Below are 14,510 nucleotides of genomic sequence, written 5' to 3'. Positions count from 1 at the left end.
AACCGCCGCCCGTCAATCCAAGTCGAAGGCACTCCCGTTGCTCTCCCGATCAGATGAGCCTCGACTATGTCTAACTTTCCCCGGACAGCCCTGCCGTGAACGGGGGGAGATTGGCAGTTTCAGCGCCTCGCTCGGTCATGCAACGTTGGCGATTGGCGAAGGCCGGCGCGACATCTGATCTCCCCCCTTGCGGGGGAGATGTCCGGCAGGACAGAGGGGGTGCTGTCCCGCCGACGTCTCGGACTTTCCAACTTACTACTACCGGTTGCGCATCACCACGCACGCCCCGCCGACGCTTTGCAGCTTGTCGCAGATGCCGTTGGCTTCGCCGCGCGAGTCGGCGCCGATCCTGACTGCGTAGATGCCGCGGCGACCGATCGGCGTGCGCACCCGGCTCACCACCGGATCATGGCTGGCGAGCAGCGCCGGGAATCGGCTTTTGACCCTCAGCCATTGGCCGATCGCCGCCGAGCGGCGGAAATTGCCCGCCACCTGCACGCCCCACGGCTTGACGTTGATCGAGGCCATGGCGACGGTCCGTGACATGATCACCGGCAGCCGGCGGCAGGCGACCGCGAAGCTCATCTTGGGATCGAGCGGCTGGACGGCGCCGGCATAGGATTTGTCGGAGAACTTGTCGACGGGCTCGCCCATGATGTCGAAGACATAGCTTTCCGTCTCCATCGGCAGGAAGCCGCCGGAGGCGAGCCAGCGCGACACGCGGTTCTCGCCGGCATTGTAGGCCGCCGCCGCGAGGCCGAGATTGCCGTAGCCCGCCTTCATCTCGGCGAGATATTTCGCCGAGGCCGGGATCGCCTGCTCGATGTCGAAGGAATTGGCCAGGCCTCGCATCTTGGCGGTGCCGGGCATGAATTGCGCGATGCCTTCCGCGCCGACCGGGCTCACCGCGTTCGGATCGAAACGGCTTTCCTTCCAGATCAGCCTGGCAAAGAAATCCTTGGGCAGGCCATTCTGTCGGGCCTGGGTTTCGATCAGATCGCAGACACGGCTGATCAGCCGTTTGGCAGCCGATTTCGACTGCGGCGGATCCGCCGAAGCGGCCGCCACCCAACTCAGGCAGCAAAGCAAGGCCAGGGTCACCGTGAGGAAACGGTGCATGGCCTACTCGGCCGCCGCCTTGCCGTGTCCGTAGCGCTGCTCGATATAGTCGCCGACCATCTTCTCGAAATCCTGCGCGATCGAGGGTCCGCGCAGCGTCGCCGCCTTCTTGCCGTCGATGAAGACCGGCGCCGTCGGCGTCTCGCCGGTGCCGGGCAGCGATATGCCGATATCGGCGTGCTTGGATTCGCCCGGGCCGTTGACGATGCAGCCCATCACCGCGACCTTGAGGTTCTCGACGCCGGGATATTTCTCGCGCCACATCGGCATGTTCTTGCGGATGTCGGCCTGGATGCTCTGGGCGAGTTCCTGGAACACGGTGGACGTCGTGCGCCCGCAGCCGGGGCAAGCCGCGACGATCGGCACGAACTGCCGGAAACCCATGGTCTGCAAGAGTTCCTGCGACACCTGCACCTCGCGGGTGCGATCGCCATTCGGCTCCGGCGTCAGCGAGATGCGGATCGTGTCGCCGATGCCCTGCTGCAGGAGGATGCCCATCGYGGCGGAAGAGGCGACGATGCCCTTGGTGCCCATGCCCGCCTCGGTGAGACCCAGATGCAGCGCATGGTCGGAGCGGGTGGCGAGCTCGGTATAGACGGCGATCAGATCCTGCACGCCGCTGACCTTGGCCGACAGGATGATCTTGTCGCGGCCAAGCCCGATCTCTTCGGCCATCTCCGCCGACAGGATCGCCGACTGCACGATCGCCTCGCGCGTCACTTCCTGCGCGGTGAGCGGCGAGCCCTTCGCCTGGTTGTCGTCCATCAGCCGGGTCAAGAGCTCCTGGTCGAGCGAGCCCCAGTTGACGCCGATGCGCACCGGCTTGTCGTGTTTGATCGCCATCTCGACGATGGCCGCGAACTGCCGGTCCTTCTTGTCCTTGAAGCCGACATTGCCAGGGTTGATGCGATATTTCGCCAGCACCTCGGCACAGGCCGGATGATCGGCGAGCAGCTTGTGGCCGATATAGTGGAAATCGCCGACCAGCGGCACGTCGATGCCGAGCCTCAGCAGCCGCTCATGAATGCGCGGAACCGCGGCCGCGCTCTCGTCGCGGTCGACCGTGATGCGCACGATTTCCGAGCCGGCGCGGTGCAGCGCCGCGACCTGGGCAACGGTCTGATCGACATCGGCCGTGTCGGTGTTGGTCATCGACTGCACGACGACCGGGGCGCCGCCGCCGACGATCACGCCGCCGACCGACACGCCGACCGAGTTGCGCCGCGGAAAGGGAGAGGAAAAATATCCGGTCATGCCGGCCGCCTTCATCTGAAAGTTCCGGGCATGAGGTGGCGGAGCAAAGATGGCTTGTCAATGGCAACCGGCAGGCAAGGCCGTCAAATCCGCTGCTCCCAATTTGCCGCCGCGCGGCTCAAAAGGAAGCATCGGCCTGCCGAATGGCGCCCAAAGCGGTCGGGAAATTCAGCGTAAAACACCAGCCGGTGGCATTTCTTGCCACCGGGAGGCTGCACCGCGGCGGGAGCGGTTATGGTGCCTAGAGGAGTTTCAGTGTGCGGTCGGTTTCACCTTCAGCTTTTCAATCTCGTCCTTGATTGCCAACTTGCGCCGCTTGAGAGTGGCGATCTCGAGGTCGTCTACCGAAGGATGGTTCATCGCGTCGATAAGTTCGCGCTCGATATCGCCGTGCTTTCGCTGCAGCTCATCAAGATGGGATGCAAGAGACATGATTGGTTCTCCCTTTCATGGTTTCCTCGATTGCAGCCGTCGCGGGCGCCTCCACCGCAGGTTGCGACTGTGACGGCACGATGATAGTTTGCCACCAACCAATCTCGATGTCGAATGCCACGTGGTAGCATTCCACGACAAAGTGAAATGTGATAAGGGCTGCGCGCCGGTCACCAACCGGTCCCGCCCAACCAGCCCGATTGGGCGATGCATACGCAAAACGGTAGATAATGTCCGAACAGGAACAGGCTGAAATACGCCTCGAATATTCCCGGCTCAAACAGGAACACGCCGATTTCGACGCCGCCATCAACGCGATGATCGCCACAGGCTGCGACCCGCTTCAGATCCAGCGCATGAAGAAAAAGAAGCTGATGCTGAAAGACCGGCTGTCGGCGCTGGAAGACCGCATCATCCCCGACATCATCGCCTGAGCTGAGGCGACGGCCAAGGCCGTGGACCGCGCCGGCCGAAAGGACTGCAGGCATCGACAATCCTTGCGGCAGCAGGCGAATTCCGCTAAGGCGCGCCTTTGTCGCCGGGGAGCGAAGCCTTGACCGATCAGCGTGCCGACGTCGCCATCATCATGGGCAGCCAGTCCGACTGGGCGACGATGCGCCAGGCCGCGGAGACGCTCGAGGCGCTGGGCATCCCGCACAAGCGGCTGATCGTCTCGGCGCACCGGACCCCCGACCGTCTCTATGAATTCGCCAAGGGCGCCAAGGCCGCCGGCTACAAGGTGATCATCGCCGGCGCCGGCGGCGCGGCGCACCTGCCCGGCATGACGGCGGCGATGACGCCGCTGCCGGTCTTCGGCGTTCCCGTCGAATCCAAGGCGCTGTCGGGCCAGGACTCGCTGCTTTCCATCGTGCAGATGCCGGCCGGCATCCCGGTCGGCACGCTGGCCATCGGCAAGGCGGGCGCGGCGAACGCCGCCCTTCTCGCCGCCGCCGTGCTGGCACTGAACGACGACAAGCTTGCAGCCCGGCTCGACGCCTGGCGCTCTGCGCAGACCGCCAAGGTCGCCGCCGAACCGACGGACACGCCGTGAATCTCGCTCCGGGATCGACCATCGGCATCATCGGCGGCGGCCAGCTCGGCCGAATGCTGGCGATGGCCGCAGCGCGCCTCGGCTATCGCGTCGTCGTGTTGGAGCCCCAGCCCGACTGCCCGGCCGCGCAGGTCGCGAACCGGCAGATCGTCGCCGCCTATGACGATCCGGCAGCGCTTGCCGATCTGGCTGCCTCCAGCGCCGTCGTCACCTACGAATTCGAGAATGTTCCGGTCGCCGCTGCCGAAGCGTTGGCGGCGAGGGTTCCGGTCTATCCGCCGGCCCGCGCGCTCGAAGTGGCGCAGGATCGCCTGACCGAGAAAAGTTTCCTCAACGGTATCGGCATCCCGACGGCGGAGTTCCGTCCGGTCGGCAATGACGACCAGCTGACCGAGGCGCTCAAGACGTTCAACGRCAGCGGCGTGCTGAAGACCCGCCGCATGGGCTATGACGGCAAGGGCCAACGCGTCTTCCGCAACATGGAAACGGCCGGTTTTGCCGGTGTCTGCGAGGCCATGGGCAATGTGCCRCTGATCCTCGAATCGCTCGTCGCCTTCGAGCGCGAGATTTCGGTGATCGCCGCGCGTGGGCTGGACGGATCCGTCGCGGCTTACGATCCGGCGGAAAACGTCCACCGCGAAGGCATCCTGCGCACCTCGACGCTTCCAGCCGCGATTGATCCGGCGACAGCGGCGGCCGCCAAGGACGCGGCCGCCAAAATCCTCTCCGCGCTCGACTATGTCGGCGTCATCGGCGTCGAATTCTTCGTGCTTGCCGACGGTTCGCTTCTGGCCAACGAGCTGGCGCCGCGCGTCCACAATTCCGGCCACTGGACGGAAGCCGCCTGCGTCGTCTCGCAGTTCGAGCAGCATATCCGCGCCGTCACCGGCCTGCCGCTGGGCTCGCCTGCCCGCCATTTTGATTGCGTGATGGAAAACCTGATCGGCGACGACATGCTGAGGGTGCCGGCCCTGCTTAACGAACCCGATCTGATGCTGCATCTTTACGGCAAGGCCGAATCGCGCCCCGGCCGCAAGATGGGCCATTTCACGCGCCTCATCAGGCCGCGATAGCTATTGCATATCCTGGTCGCCGCCGCTCGCGTCCGAGCCGGCGCAGCTCGGATCGCTGAGCTTGCAGTTGGCGTCGGACGTGAGCTGCTTGATGCGCTCGTTGGTGAGCTTGGTCAGGCACTGCGATACCTCCATCGGATGGATGGAGCCGCCCTCGCTGTCGGCGGTCGAATAGGCGCATTCGGCGTCGCGGAAAGCGATCCAGGCGCGTTGCGCCGTCTGCAAGAGCTTGTTCGAGGCCTGATCGTTGCTGCCGACGATGTTCTTGTAGGCGGCGTTGAGCTTGGCGTCGGCGGCCTGGTAGTCGGCATCGGCGCAGATATTCAGCATCGACTGACTATCGTCGTTGCGGTCGCAGTCTTCCGCCCAAGCGGCCGGGGCTGTCGCAAGCAAGACCAGACAGGCAGGCAGAAACATGCGGCGCATGTGCAATCTCCGGTCGTTTCGCCGAGATCGCACCATTCCAGCCGCTTTCGAGTCGCGCAATGGCGCGTCGCCGGGATGGCGAATATTTGATATGCCGGCCCACTTGTGGCATTCGGACATCGTCACGTGGTTGACACGGACGACACTCCTCGTTTATGAGCCACGCCAAGTTCAAAGGCGCGCTTTTTTCGGGCGCGCCTTTAAAATTCGGCCCGGGACGGGCCCTGACCGAACAGGCAAGACCATGAAGATCAAGAATTCGCTCAAGGCGCTCAAGGCGCGTCACCGCGACAACCGGCTGGTTCGCCGCAAGGGACGCATCTACATCATCAACAAGACCGCTCCGCGCTACAAGGCGCGCCAGGGCTGAGCCTTGCGCGCGGCTTGATGCATGTCGCCCGAAAAGGAAGCGGCATGCGAAGAGACCAGGCCGCGCTGATGTCGATTGCCGGTTCGCCGGCGCTCTCACGCTAAAATCACTTTGACGATCCGCCGTCYGGGACTAGATTCCGGCGATGCGGATTCTTTTTGCATTTTTCACCGCCCTTTTGCTTTCCGGCTTGCCTGCGGGAGCCGAAGAGGTGCCGGGCGCGCTGCCTCCGGATGCCGCGCCGCCGCCCGCCGCCACGCCGCCGCCGGCCGCTCCGACCAAGCAGGGCCGCCTCGACCAGCTCTTTACCGAGCTGAAGCGCGAGCGCAACGAGAAGGCGGCCGAGCGCATCGCCGGCCGCATCTGGAACGAATGGAGCCAGTCGGGCAGCGCCTCGATCGACCTGATGATGCAGTGGGCGCAGAAGGCGACGGAAGACCAGAAATTCGACGTCGCCCTCGATTTCCTCGACCAGGTCGTGACCTTGCAGCCCGACTATGCCGAAGGCTGGAACCGCCGTGCCACTGTGCATTTCCTGATGAAGAACTACGGGAAGTCGATGGCCGATATCGACCGCACCTTGCAGCTCGAGCCGCGCCATTTCGGCGCGCTCTCCGGCCTCGCCCAGATCATGACCGAGACCGGCCACAAGCAGTCGGCGCTGGAAGCCTGGCAGAAGGTGCTGGCGATCTACCCGATGATGCGCAGCGCCCAGGACCAGGTCTCGACGCTCTCGGAAGAGCTGGCCGGCGAGGGAATTTAGGCAGTAGGGATTGGGCAGTAGGCAGTAGGGGAAGAGAGCCCTACTGCCTACTGCCTACTGCCTACTGCCTACTGCCTACTGCCTACTGCCTACTGCCTAAACTAATTCCGCCCCTCGCCCGTATCTCCCCCCATGAACCTCATCTGCGCCGCTCTCCTCTTCCTCGTCGCGTTTTTCTTTGCCCTCGCCGGCGTCACCCGCGCCGGCGTCTGGTCGATCGAGCGTCGCAATCCGCCCGTCGGCGCGTTCGCCGAGATCAGGGGCGCGCGCATCCACCATGTCCATATCCCGGCGCCGGCCGGGGCCGATCTGCCGCCGGTCGTCTTCATCCATGGCGCCAGCGCCAATCTCAAGGACCAGATGCTGCCGCTGAAGCCGCTGCTCGAGGGGCGCGCCGAGATGCTGTTCCTCGACCGCCCGGGTTTCGGCTGGTCGGCGCGCGGCGACAATGAGACGCTTGCCGCGCAGGCGGACACGATCGCCGCGCTGATGGACCGCTTGGGCATCGAAAAGGCGGTCATCGCCGCCCATTCCTTCGGCGGCGCGATCACCACGGCCTTCGCCCGCCGGCATCCCGAAAAGACGTTGGGGTTGGTCTTCGTCTCGCCCGCCACGCATCCATGGCCGGGCGGCGCGACCGCCTGGTATTACAAGCTCGCCGCCACGCCGGTGATCGGCTGGCTGTTTTCCGAAACGCTCGCTTATCCGGCCGGCATGCTGCGGATCGGCGATGCCACCGCTTGCGTCTTTTCACCCAACAAAGTGCCGGAGTTCTATATCGACGACGCCTCGATCCCGCTGGTGCTCAGGCCATCCGCCTTCCGCGCCAACGCCCGCGATGTCGCTCAGCTCTACGACTATGTCCACGCCGCCTCACCCTCATACCGCGAGATCAAGGCGCCGACCGTCGTCATCTCGGGCGACCGCGACAAGGTGGTCTACGCCACGATCCATTCCGTCGGCCTCGAGCGCGACATTCCCGGCGCCGAGTTGGTCTGGGTCCGCAATCTCGGCCACAAGCCAGACTGGACCGCGCCCGACCTCGTCCTCGGCGCGATCCAGAAAGTCGCGGGCAAAGATGTCGATCTACAAGCGATGGCCAGAACCGTGGAGGGGCGGATCGCCGGCGATGCCTATCATGACGGCCAATGCCCGGACATCAAAGTGCCCGATGCCGAGCTCGCGCCGACCTGAAACCTCGGGAATCAGCTCCTGAATGCCACGGCAAGTACGGTTAGGTGTGCCGATATTCGGGTTAGGCCGGCCTGACCCGAATATCGGCACGCCCTAATGCGTATCCGACCCGACATAGGCAATGCGCAGCATATTGGTCGATCCAGGCGTTCTCAGCGGCACGCCGGCGGTGATGATCACCCGGTCGCCAGGCTTGCCGAAACCTTCTTCCAGTGCGATCCGGCAGGCCCGGTCGACCATGTCGTCGAGATCGGTGGCATCCTCTGAGACGACACAGTGCGTGCCCCACAAGAGCGACAGGCGGCGCGCGGTGTTGAGGATCGGCGACAGCGCCACGATCGGCACCTGCGGGCGCTCGCGCGCGGCGCGCAGGCCGGTGGTGCCCGACGCGGTGTAGGAGATGATCGCCGACAGTTTCAGCGTCTCGGCGATCTCGCGCGCGGCGAGCGAAATGGCGTCGGCCCCGGTCGCCTCGGGCTCCGAGCGCTGCGCGTTGATGATGCCGGCATAGGTCGGATCGGTTTCGACCTTGGTGGCGATGCGGTTCATCATGGCGACCGCCTCGACCGGATAGGCGCCGGCCGCGGATTCGGCCGAAAGCATGATCGCGTCCGCGCCTTCGAAGACGGCGATCGACACGTCGGAGACCTCGGCGCGGGTCGGCACGGGCGCGGTGATCATCGATTCCAGCATCTGCGTGGCGATCACCACCGGCTTGCCGGCACGGCGCGCCGCGCGGGTGATCTGCTTCTGGATGCCGGGCACCGCCTCGACCGGCATCTCGACGCCGAGATCGCCGCGGGCGACCATCAGCGCGTCGGAGAGTTCGATGATCTCGGGGAGCCGGGCAACCGCCTGGGGCTTCTCGATCTTGGCCATGATCAGCGCGCGGCCGCGCGCGATCTTGCGGGCCTCCGCCAGGTCTTCCGGCCGCTGCACGAAGGACAGCGCCACCCAGTCGACGCCGGTGGCAAGCACCGCGTCGAGATCGGCACGATCCTTCTCGGTCAGCGCGCCGACCGGCAGATCGGTGTCGGGCAGGCTGACGCCCTTCTTGTCGGAAATGCCCGAGCCGGCGACGACCGTGCAGGTGATCGACTTGCCGTCGGCCTTCACCGCCTTCAGCTCCAGCTTGCCGTCGTCGATCAAAAGTCGGTGACCGGCCTCGACCGAGCTCAGGATTTCCGGATGCGGCAGGTAGACACGGCTGGACGTGCCCGGTTCCGGATTGTCGTCGAGGGTGAAGGTCTGGCCGACGGTCAACGCTTCCTTGACGTTGGCGAACTTGCCGACCCTGAGCTTCGGCCCCTGCAGGTCGGCGAGGATGCCGATCGGCCGGCCGACGGCGGCCTCGACGGCGCGGATGCGACCGACGAGCGTGCGCATCAGCTCGTGATCGGTGTGGCTCATATTGATGCGGAAGACATCGGCACCGGCTTCGAAGAGCTTTCTCAGCATCTCTTCGGAGGAGGAAGCCGGACCGATGGTGGCGAGGATCTTGACCTTGCGGTTACGTCTCATTGACTGTTTGTTCCCGGAGCGGGGGCCGCCGCTGGCGCGCCTCCCGTTGCGGGCTCGTCGGTCAGCTGGACCATCCAGCTGGCCTGCTCGCCCGTGTCATATTCTTGGAATCCGGCGCGCTGGAAGCCCCGGGCGACGCAATCATTCACGCCGGCGATCTTGAACTCTTTTTCGGCGACGCACATGTTGATCGGGCCATCCCAGCGCCCGCCGCGTTCGGCGTCTTCTGCATAAAGATAGTAAAACCTTGATGACAGCGGACCCTCGATGAGCGTCTTGCAGGTCGATCCTTCGATGTGCCACCAGCCCTCGGTGATCCAGCCGGCCTTGGCGCGATAGCCGATGCCGACGCCCACCAGATTTTGCGTTGCGTTGCAAACGCGGAAGTCGGCCCGGGCCGGCGAGGTCGCGAAAACCGCGCACGATCCCGCGCCGATGATCAGCAACGGCACGGCCAGGCGCTTGCGCAACCGGCCGGCAAAACCCATCGCAGATTCCCTTGCGAACCACATTTGCATCTCTCGAAGCCCCTTTTCAGCAAACTCCGGTCGCATGTCAACGCGCCGTTTTGTTCAATTCCAATCGATTTAGAAGGGCCCGTCGCGCAAATTCTCCCCGCGCAGGGGATTTTTGCGGAAACCTTGGCCAAACAACGGCATTGCGCCAGCGTCCTCTTCGTGGAATGACGATACCACATCGCAGCCGCCATCCCCTTTTCAGCCGATGACCCGATCCACAGTTTTCACGCCATTCGACATTGTCGAGGGCGACCGCAAGAAAGGCGTCGTGCTTCTGGCCGACCACGCCCGCCGCGACCTGCCGGAGGAGTATGGCAGCCTCGGTTTGCCGGCGTCCGAATTCGAGCGTCACATCGCCTATGACATCGGCGTCGAGACGGTGACGCGCGAGCTCGCGGCACTGCTCGGCGTGCCGGCCGTGCTTGCCGGTTTCTCGCGGCTGTTGATCGACCCCAACCGGGGCGAGGACGACCCCACCATGATCCGTCAGCTCTATGACGGGACCGTGGTGCCGGGAAACTATCCGATTGCCCGGGAGGAACGCGAGCGGCGGCTCGACCGCTTCTACCGGCCCTACCATGACGCCGTCGGCGCTATGATCGCCTCCGTGGCGCACGCCTCGGGCCAGGCGCCATTCATCTTCTCCGTGCATTCCTTCACGCCGGTGATGCAGGGTTTTGTCCGCCCCTGGCATGTCGGCGTCCTGTGGGACCGCGACGACCGCGTGGCGCGGCCGCTGATCGATATGTTGGCGCAGGACCAGTCCCTCGTCGTCGGCGACAACGAACCCTATGACGGCGCGTTGCGCGGCGACACCATGTTCCGCCACGCCATCGTCAATGGCTACGCCCATGCGCTGATCGAGATCCGCCAGGATCTGATCGCCGACCGCGCCGGCGCTCTCGCCTGGGCCGAGCGCCTTGCGCCGATCGTTGACGCCATCGACCGGCGTGCCGATATACATCAGGTGAAGATGTTCGGCTCGCGCACCGGACCCGTGTGACGAGCCCGACAGGCCCGGAGGTTCCCAATGACCGAACTCAGCGACGACCAGAAACGCGACTTCGAGGCGGCGGCTTTCCGTCGGCTGGTGGCGCATCTGCGCGAACGCGGCGACGTCCAGAACATCGATCTGATGAACCTCGCCGGCTTCTGCCGCAACTGCCTGTCCAACTGGTATCGCGAGGCCGCCGAGGCCGAGGGCGTGGCGCTGTCGAAGGATGCATCGCGCGAGATCATCTACGGCATGCCCTACGCCGAATGGCAGGCGCTCAACCAGACCGAGGCTTCCGCGGCCAAGAAGGCCGAGTTCGAGGCGAAGCGGCCGAAAGATCACTGAGCCAACGGCGAGGGCATAAGAGCGAACGCTGGCGGGACAGCGCCCCCCTCTGGCCTGCCGGCCATCTCCCCCACAAGGGGGGAGATTGAGCGCCATCGCCTCGCTTTTCCTGCAACGCTGGCGATTGGCGAAAGCCGACGCGGCATCTGATCTCCCCCCGTGTGGGGGAGATGTCCGGCAGGACAGAGGGGGGCGCGAAGGATCGCTACCGAGTAACTTTTTTGAGTGCACACGGCTTGGTACAAGCACTTCCTCATCAGGGTCCTTGACTGCGAATTGAATCGATCTAATTTGCCGCACAAAACACCCTTTGCATGGCAGATTTTCAGACCATGACCTTGCAAACCACGATGCAGGCCGCCACGCGCGGCCGCTGGGCCGTCGCCGGCATTTTCCTCGCCAATGGTTTCTTGACCGGCAGCTGGGCGCCGCAGATTCCGGTGTTCCTCACCCGGCTCGACATCACCCGGTTCACGCTCGGCCTGCTGATCCTGCTGTTCGGCGTCGGCGCCGTGATTTCCATGACCTGGTGCGGCCATCTCATCTCCAGGCATGGCTCGCGCACCGTGACCCGCTGGTTCGGCGTCTGCGGCAGCTTCGGCCTGCTGATCGTGGCGCTCGCGCCCAACGTTCCCCTGGCGGCGATCGCCATGCTCATCTTCGGCGGCTCGATCGGCGGCATGGATGTCGCGATGAACTCGAATGCCGTGGTGGTGGAAAGAAGGCTTTCCCGGGCGATCATGTCGTCCTCGCACGGTTTCTGGAGCCTTGGCGGCTTCGCGGGTGGCGCGCTCGGCGGCTACTCGATCCAGAACTACGGCCATCTTCCCCATGCCGTCGCAGTGACGGTGATCGCCTTTGCCGTGATCGCCTTTGCCATTCGCTACCTCATCGCCGAGGACAAGCCGCAAACGGTCGAGCACCAGAAATTCACGCTGCCGCGGCACACGGCCGTCTATCTGGTCGGGCTGATGGCGCTGCTCACCATGATCTCGGAAGGCGCGGTGCTCGACTGGGCGGCGCTCTTCCTGCATCAGGAGCTGGGCGCCGATCTCGCGGTCGCCGGCCTCGCCTATGCCGCCTTCTCGGGCGTCATGGCGCTGATGCGTTTCCTGGGCGACGGCGTGCGCAACCGCTTCGGCGCGGTGTCGACCTTGCGCGGCTCGGCGCTGGTCGCCGCTGCCGGCATGCTGGTCGCCGGTCTTTCGCCCTCGCCTTACCTCGCCATCGCCGCCTTCGCCTTCTGCGGCTTCGGCATCGCCAACATGGTGCCGATCATCTTTTCGGCCGGCGGCAACCAGGAAGGCATGTCGTCTGGCACCGGCATGAGCGTCGTCACCACCATGGGCTATTCCGGCATCCTGGTGGCGCCCTCCGCGATCGGCTTCGTCGCCGAGCACTCCAGCTTCGGCCCGATCTTCGTCGCGCTGTCCGGACTGCTGGTCATCGTGCTCTTGATGGCGGGCCTTGCTMACCGGGCCGAATTCGCTCCAGACCCCGTACCGGCCGAGTAAAGCTTCAGCTCCTCATGCAGGAAATCCGCCACGCGGCGGATGCGCATGCTGGTGCGCACGTCGCGATGCATGGCGAGCCAGACGGGCAGGACCGGCAAGGGCACGTCCGGCAGCAGCTTTTCCAGGTCCGGGTCGCGGTCGGCCAGCGGCTCCTGGCCGATGCCGATGCCGTTTCCCGTCCGCACCGCTTCCCAGAGCACGATCTGGTTGTCGGTCCTGAACCGGAAATGGCTGCGGCCGACCGGAATGCCGAACGCGGTGAAGCCGCGAATGATCTCGTCGCTGCGGTCGAAACCGACCAAGGCGTGATCGGCAAGGTCGGCCGGTTTTTCCGGCCGGCCGCGCCGGTCGAGATAGGCGCTTGCCGCGCACAGGCAGAGCGGAATGTCGGTGACCTTGCGCGCCACCAGCTCGTTCTGCGCCGGCCGGACCATGCGGATGGCGATGTCGGCGTCGCGGCGCAAAAGGTTCTCGACCTGGTTCGAGGCGACGATCTCGACCTCGATGCCCGGCTCTTCCTCGCCAAGACGGGCCATCATGTCCGGCAGCACGAAGGCGGCGACCACCTCGCTAGCCGCGATGCGCACCGTGCCCTCGATCGCCTCGACCGCACCCAGCGCCAGCAATGAAAAGGCATTGGCCTCAGCGCTGACCGCCCGCCCGCGCTCGTAGAGCGTGCCGCCGGCTTCCGTCAGCTCGTAGCCGCGCCGCCCGCGCCGGAACAACGTCACGCCGAGCGCTGCCTCCAGCTCGGCGATGTGGCGGCCGAGCGTAGGCTGGCTGGCCGCCAGCCTGCGCGCCGCACCTGAAAGACTGCCGGTTTCGGCCACCGCGACGAAGCTCTTGATCAGGTTCCAGTCGAATTCTTTCATTCATTTTTGAATAACAGATCGCCGATCTCAGTCAATTTCAATTCGTTCGTGGAGGCATCAGATTAGCCGGGCAAACGCAAACAACGGAGAGAACACATGACCAAGATCGCAATCCTCGGCGCCAATGGCCGGCTCGGCCGCGTGGTCGGCAAGGCTTTCATCGACGCCGGCTTCGACGTCCGCGCCATCACCCGCACAGGCAAGGTGCCGGCGGAGCTCAAGGGCGCCACGGCCGTCGCCGGCGACGCGCTGGACCGCGAATCCCTGATCCGCGCGACACAGGGCGCCGACATCGTCTTCAACGGCCTGAACCCGATCTACACCGACTGGGGCAAGTGCATGCCGATGGCCGAGAACGTCATGGCCGCCTGCCGCGAAAACGGTGCGCTGCACCTGTTCCCGGGCACGGTCTACAATTACGGCTCGCCGATGCCGCAGGTGATCACGGAAGCGACACCGTTCCATCCGACCACCGAGAAGGGCCGCATCCGCTGCGCTATGGAAGCGCTGTTCCGCGGCGAGGCCGAAGCCGGCCGGGTGCGCACCATCGTGCTCAGGGCGGGAGATTTCTTCGGCGGCACCGGCTCAGGTTCCTGGTTCGACCTCGTCGTCGCCGCCAAGATAGCGAAAGGCGTCTACACCGCGCCCGGCCCGGCCGACCTGACGCATGAATGGGCCTACCTGCCGGACTTCGCCGTCGCCTTCGTCGGCCTGGCGAAGAACCTCGACAAAACGGGCTTCTACGAAGCCATCAACTTCCCCGGCCACGCCATTACCGATCTCGACATGAAAGCCGCGGCCGAGAAGGCGCTCGGCCGCCAGCTGAAGCTCTCCTTCATGCCCTGGTGGGTGCTGCGCGCCGGCAGCCCGTTCGTGGCCATGTGGCGCGAGATCGTCTCCATGTCCTATCTGCGCTTCGAGGCGCACCGGCTGGCTTCGACCCGGCTGGAACAGGTCATCGGCGAAATCCCGCATACCCCGCTCGACCAGGCGGTGGCGCAAGCCATGCAGGATATCGGCATCGCCATTGCGCAGGTCTCGCGCCAGGCTGCTTGACTGTCGAG

The 14,510-nt window shown here is 65.1% G+C and carries 16 protein-coding genes and 1 pseudogene; 10 read left to right on the top strand and 7 right to left on the bottom strand.

What is annotated here, in order from left to right; translation table 11 throughout:
- Nucleotides 1-258: 258 nt before the first annotated feature.
- The 3 genes from LCM4577_RS12310 to LCM4577_RS12300 all read right to left on the bottom strand — a co-directional run bounded on the left by LCM4577_RS12310 (nucleotide 259) and on the right by LCM4577_RS12300 (nucleotide 2,805).
- Complete coding sequence (locus LCM4577_RS12310; RefSeq protein ID WP_071071390.1) at nucleotides 259-1,119, bottom strand: lytic transglycosylase domain-containing protein; 861 nt, start codon at nucleotides 1,117-1,119, stop codon at nucleotides 259-261.
- Between the two features lie 3 nt (nucleotides 1,120-1,122).
- Nucleotides 1,123-2,373, bottom strand: a complete 1,251-nt coding sequence (ispG, locus tag LCM4577_RS12305) for a flavodoxin-dependent (E)-4-hydroxy-3-methylbut-2-enyl-diphosphate synthase (protein ID WP_071071398.1) — start codon at nucleotides 2,371-2,373, stop codon at nucleotides 1,123-1,125.
- A gap of 252 nt (nucleotides 2,374-2,625) precedes the next feature.
- A complete protein-coding gene (locus LCM4577_RS12300) occupies nucleotides 2,626-2,805 on the bottom strand; it encodes a YdcH family protein (protein WP_040985241.1) in 180 nt (59 codons plus the stop codon).
- Between the two features lie 230 nt (nucleotides 2,806-3,035).
- Here LCM4577_RS12300 and LCM4577_RS12295 point away from each other — a divergent pair, with 230 nt between their 5' ends.
- The 3 genes from LCM4577_RS12295 (at nucleotide 3,036) to LCM4577_RS12285 (ending at nucleotide 4,929) form a co-directional block, all read left to right on the top strand.
- On the top strand, nucleotides 3,036-3,239 hold the full coding sequence (locus LCM4577_RS12295; protein ID WP_040985243.1) for a YdcH family protein: 204 nt from the start codon (nucleotides 3,036-3,038) through the stop codon (nucleotides 3,237-3,239).
- A 119-nt stretch (nucleotides 3,240-3,358) separates the two neighbouring features.
- Nucleotides 3,359-3,856, top strand: a complete 498-nt coding sequence (gene purE / locus LCM4577_RS12290) for a 5-(carboxyamino)imidazole ribonucleotide mutase (protein ID WP_040985297.1) — start codon at nucleotides 3,359-3,361, stop codon at nucleotides 3,854-3,856.
- Nucleotides 3,853-4,929 (top strand): 5-(carboxyamino)imidazole ribonucleotide synthase, encoded by a 1,077-nt coding sequence (locus tag LCM4577_RS12285; RefSeq protein ID WP_071071388.1) that lies wholly within the window; start codon nucleotides 3,853-3,855, stop codon nucleotides 4,927-4,929. Before purE ends, LCM4577_RS12285 begins: the two co-directional genes overlap by 4 nt.
- Here LCM4577_RS12285 and LCM4577_RS12280 read toward each other — a convergent pair whose 3' ends face one another.
- Nucleotides 4,930-5,355: a lysozyme inhibitor LprI family protein gene (locus LCM4577_RS12280; protein WP_071071385.1), complete on the bottom strand. Its 426-nt coding sequence runs from the start codon at nucleotides 5,353-5,355 to the stop codon at nucleotides 4,930-4,932.
- Nucleotides 5,356-5,599: 244 nt separating this feature from the next.
- On the opposite strand from LCM4577_RS12280, the gene ykgO reads away from it, so the two are divergent.
- From ykgO to LCM4577_RS12265, 3 genes are all read left to right on the top strand, one after another.
- Complete coding sequence (gene ykgO, locus LCM4577_RS12275; protein WP_040974291.1) at nucleotides 5,600-5,725, top strand: type B 50S ribosomal protein L36; 126 nt, start codon at nucleotides 5,600-5,602, stop codon at nucleotides 5,723-5,725.
- A gap of 145 nt (nucleotides 5,726-5,870) precedes the next feature.
- Entirely contained in the window at nucleotides 5,871-6,488 is a 618-nt protein-coding gene (locus LCM4577_RS12270) for a hypothetical protein (protein ID WP_071035981.1), read from the top strand.
- Between the two features lie 132 nt (nucleotides 6,489-6,620).
- Nucleotides 6,621-7,682 carry an alpha/beta fold hydrolase gene (locus LCM4577_RS12265; protein WP_071071382.1) on the top strand — a complete coding sequence of 354 codons (1,062 nt, stop codon included), beginning with the start codon at nucleotides 6,621-6,623 and terminating at the stop codon, nucleotides 7,680-7,682.
- Nucleotides 7,683-7,775: 93 nt separating this feature from the next.
- Here the strand turns inward: LCM4577_RS12265 and pyk are convergent, their stop codons facing one another.
- Both pyk and LCM4577_RS12255 read right to left on the bottom strand, forming a co-directional pair.
- The gene (gene pyk / locus LCM4577_RS12260) at nucleotides 7,776-9,203 is read right to left on the bottom strand and encodes a pyruvate kinase (RefSeq protein ID WP_071071380.1); all 1,428 of its coding nucleotides are present in this window, start codon (nucleotides 9,201-9,203) and stop codon (nucleotides 7,776-7,778) included.
- Nucleotides 9,200-9,757 carry a DUF1036 domain-containing protein gene (locus LCM4577_RS12255; protein ID WP_198540339.1) on the bottom strand — a complete coding sequence of 186 codons (558 nt, stop codon included), beginning with the start codon at nucleotides 9,755-9,757 and terminating at the stop codon, nucleotides 9,200-9,202. Before LCM4577_RS12255 ends, pyk begins: the two co-directional genes overlap by 4 nt.
- A gap of 169 nt (nucleotides 9,758-9,926) precedes the next feature.
- Here LCM4577_RS12255 and LCM4577_RS12250 point away from each other — a divergent pair, with 169 nt between their 5' ends.
- The 3 genes from LCM4577_RS12250 to LCM4577_RS12240 all read left to right on the top strand — a co-directional run bounded on the left by LCM4577_RS12250 (nucleotide 9,927) and on the right by LCM4577_RS12240 (nucleotide 12,574).
- Nucleotides 9,927-10,724, top strand: a complete 798-nt coding sequence (locus tag LCM4577_RS12250; protein WP_071071378.1) for an N-formylglutamate amidohydrolase — start codon at nucleotides 9,927-9,929, stop codon at nucleotides 10,722-10,724.
- A gap of 27 nt (nucleotides 10,725-10,751) precedes the next feature.
- Complete coding sequence (locus LCM4577_RS12245) at nucleotides 10,752-11,060, top strand: DUF1244 domain-containing protein (protein WP_040985259.1); 309 nt, start codon at nucleotides 10,752-10,754, stop codon at nucleotides 11,058-11,060.
- Between the two features lie 332 nt (nucleotides 11,061-11,392).
- Nucleotides 11,393-12,574: an MFS transporter gene (locus LCM4577_RS12240; RefSeq protein ID WP_071071376.1), complete on the top strand. Its 1,182-nt coding sequence runs from the start codon at nucleotides 11,393-11,395 to the stop codon at nucleotides 12,572-12,574.
- Here LCM4577_RS12240 and LCM4577_RS12235 read toward each other — a convergent pair.
- Nucleotides 12,535-13,446 (bottom strand): annotated as a pseudogene (locus LCM4577_RS12235) (LysR family transcriptional regulator); the annotation flags it as partial. The gene LCM4577_RS12240 and the pseudogene LCM4577_RS12235 sit on opposite strands and share 40 nt — an antisense overlap.
- Before the next feature lie 96 nt (nucleotides 13,447-13,542).
- Here LCM4577_RS12235 and LCM4577_RS12230 point away from each other — a divergent pair.
- Nucleotides 13,543-14,502, top strand: a complete 960-nt coding sequence (locus LCM4577_RS12230) for an SDR family oxidoreductase (protein WP_071071374.1) — start codon at nucleotides 13,543-13,545, stop codon at nucleotides 14,500-14,502.
- The last annotated feature ends 8 nt before the right edge of the window (nucleotides 14,503-14,510 follow it).

Origin of the sequence: Mesorhizobium sp. LCM 4577 (genome assembly GCF_001854795.2) — a bacterium.
Lineage (GTDB): Bacteria > Pseudomonadota > Alphaproteobacteria > Rhizobiales > Rhizobiaceae > Mesorhizobium > Mesorhizobium plurifarium.
This window is presented reverse-complemented; position numbering and strand designations above follow the sequence as displayed.